Source organism: Methylobacterium sp. (assembly GCF_028290105.1).
Classification (GTDB): Bacteria; Pseudomonadota; Alphaproteobacteria; order Rhizobiales; family Beijerinckiaceae; genus Methylobacterium.
Genome location: NZ_JAQGKL010000133.1, coordinates 1 through 2955 on the forward strand (window position 1 = coordinate 1; position 2955 = coordinate 2955).

Sequence of the window (2955 nt, forward strand, 5' to 3'; positions counted from 1 at the left end):
CGCGGGGTGCCCGCCCATGGAGCGGAACCCCGCGCGTCTCCACCTGGCGCCCCTGCGGGCCGTCGGCGATCCGCACGATGCGATGGGGCAGGCGCTCGCCCGGCAGGGCGAGGAGGTCGCCCGGCGCGAGGTCGATCCGGCGTGGGCTCACGGCGAAGCGCGCCGTGTCTCGCCCCGCCAGGGTCGCGTCGAGGGCGGCCTCCGCCAGGGCCTCGGCGCAGTCGCGGCGGGTGACGATGGCGGCCTCCATCCGCGTCTCCCGCCGCCGTGCGCCGGTGGGGCGGATCGCGGCGGCGTTCGCCCGGCGGTACTCGGCGCTCTCCGCGTCGGTGAAGCCGACCTCGACGGAGCGCGGCAGTTCCGCCTCCTCGGCCCGGACGCGGCTGAAGGGCGCCGCTTCGGGCCGCCCCATCACGAGGTCGCCGGCCTCGACCACCTGCGGGACTTCGCGGCGCGGTCCGCGAAAGGTCAGGGTCCCGGCGAGGCCCGAGACGTCGAGGCCGTAGAGCTGCGCCAGCGGTTCCAGGGCCGCCCGGGCCGACATCGGCCGGTCGATGACGTAGCCGTCGAGGAAAGCGTCGGCCGTGACCGCGGCGGGCCCGTCGATCCCGAGGTCGGCCAGGATCGCGGCGATGAGCCGGTCGAGTTCGAGCCCCTCGAGGCGCCCGGTGATCCAGTGGCCCACCGACCAGTTGCCCGCATCCGCCCAGATCGTGTCGAAGTCCGGGAAAGCCGGGTAGGGCCGCGCGTCCCAGGCCCAGACGAAGATCGAATCCGCCGGCACCATGGTTCCGCCGTAGAGCGGCGAGACCGGGTTGTGGGCGGGCTCGAAGCCGGGCAGGCCGGAATCGAACCGCCCCAGGATCGCGGCGAGGCCGCGCATCTGGATCAGGTCGTCGCGGGTGCCGCGCGAGGCGGGCGGGGCCGCGTTCTCCGAGGATTTCGGGTCGGGGAAGACGTTGGGGCCGTTGGTGCCCCTGTCCACAGCCGGCACGCCGATCTCGGTGAGCCAGATCGGCTTGGCGCGCGGGACCCAGGGCGTAGCGCGGGTCTCGATCCCGTTCTCGCGCTCCACATGAGCGTTCGACCACCAGGCCACGAGATCCTTGGGCCGAAAGATCCAGGGCTTTCCGTAGGCCCCGTCGGTGATCGGCTTACGGATCTGCGCCGCCCGGTCGGAGGCATCGGCGTAGTACCAGTCGAAGGCCTCGCCGGCGCCGATCCGGTCCTTCAGGTAGGCGCGGTCGTAGATGTCGTCGGCGAGCGTGAGGTCGGCGTGATGGCTGCCGTCGCGCCAGTCGGTGAGCGGCGGGTAGTAGTCGATCCCCACCGCGTCGATGGCCGGATCGGCGAAGAGCGCGTCCAGCGGAAAGCGGATCGTGGCCCCGCCGTCCCGGACATCGGCGCCGTACTCGGTCCAGTCGGCGGCATAGGCGAGCTTGACGCCTGGCCCCAGGCGCTGGCGCACCTCCCGGGCCAGCGTCCGGAAGGCCTCCACCGCCGGGTATGCGCCGCCTCGCCCCCGCACCCGGGTCAGCCCGACGAACTCGCTGCCGACGATGAAGCCGGCGAGCTCCACGCCCTGCGATGCCCAGGTCGCGGCGAGGTCCGCGTAGTGCAGCACGAGGCTGCGGTAGCGCGCGAAGAACGCCGCCACCTGGGCCTCCGCCGCCGCCGTGCCGTCGGGGCTGCCGGGCTGGCCGGGGGCGGGGTGGCAGGTGATGCGTCCGCGCCAGGGATAGGGCGGCTGGCGCCCCGCGCCTGCGTCGCGCGGGTCGGGCAGGGCGTTGCCGAGAGGCACGTCCATCATCACGAAGGGGTAGAGCACCACCCCGAGGCCGCGCCGGCGCAGTTCGGCCACGAGCCGGGTCAGGCCCACATCCGAAGGCGTGCCCCCATAGGCCGGCCCGCCGCCCGGCGCCGTCGAGACGAGGCCCGCCTGCCCGCGCCCGAGTCCGGCCACGCTCCAGACGTCGCCGGTCGTGACCTTCGTGGCGCTGTCGACCCTGGGCTGGATCGTGCAGGACCCGGCGCGCAGGTCGTCGCCGAACCAGCTCGTCACCACCGAGACCCGGGTGAGGCGCGGGCACAGGGCCTGGAGGGCGTCGAGCGAGGCGACGACGTCGGCGCCCGCCTGGAGCTGGAAGCGGTTGGCCGGGCGGGTGGTGCCATAGCCCGCATCCTCGGTGACGCGCAGCGGGTCGAGGCCGAACTCGGTGGAGCCGGGGATGAGGCAGACGGCCCGGATCATGCCCGCCAGCCCCTCCACGGGGCGGATCACCTCGAAGGCGAATTGCGGGATCCGGTTTCCGAACTCGGCCAGCGCCAGGCGCTCGAACACCACGTAGGCGAGCCCGCGATAGGCCGGCGCGTCGTTCGCGCCCTCCTTGGCGACGATGAGCGGATCGGGCGCCTGGTCCGCTCCGCCCCGGTGCAGGCGGAAGGCCAGAGTGGTCAGGTCGATCTCGCGGCCATCGGCCCAGACCCGGCGGATGCCCGCGACCTCCCCCTCGCACAGGCCGATGGCGAGGTCCGCGAAATAGGCATAGGCCGTGCGCACGGTCTTCCCCCCGCCGCCGCCCTTGGCGCCGGCGGCCCGCTCCACGCTGGTGCTCGCGACCTCCAGGGGGCGCGTCGCCCAGATCAGCGTGCCGCCGATCCGGGCGCGGCCGTAGACGCGCGGGATCGGGTCGCCCTCCGTGGACGACAGGCCCGCCACGTCCGACAGGCGTGGCCCCTCGACCCGGGCGGTGGCGCTGCCGCCGAAGACGGCGCTGTCGATGCCCATGCCGGCCGCCGCCCCGATGACACGGCCGACGATGCCGCCGATCGGCCCGCCCAGGGCCGTACCCACCGCCGCCCCGGCGGTCTGCAGGATCAGCGTGGCCATGGCGGGCTCCGGGGATGGGACGCGGGTGGCGTGAGGGCGATCAGATTCCGGCGGGGAACCGGAAC

1 protein-coding gene is annotated in these 2955 nt (G+C 74.4%); it reads right to left on the reverse strand.

Features of this window, described 5'->3' with window-relative positions:
* A partial coding sequence (locus tag JWQ05_RS09505) for a glycoside hydrolase/phage tail family protein (RefSeq protein WP_299657887.1) occupies window positions 1-2890 on the reverse strand: 2890 nt, incomplete at its 3' end.
* Between the last annotated feature and the right edge of the window lie 65 nt (window positions 2891-2955).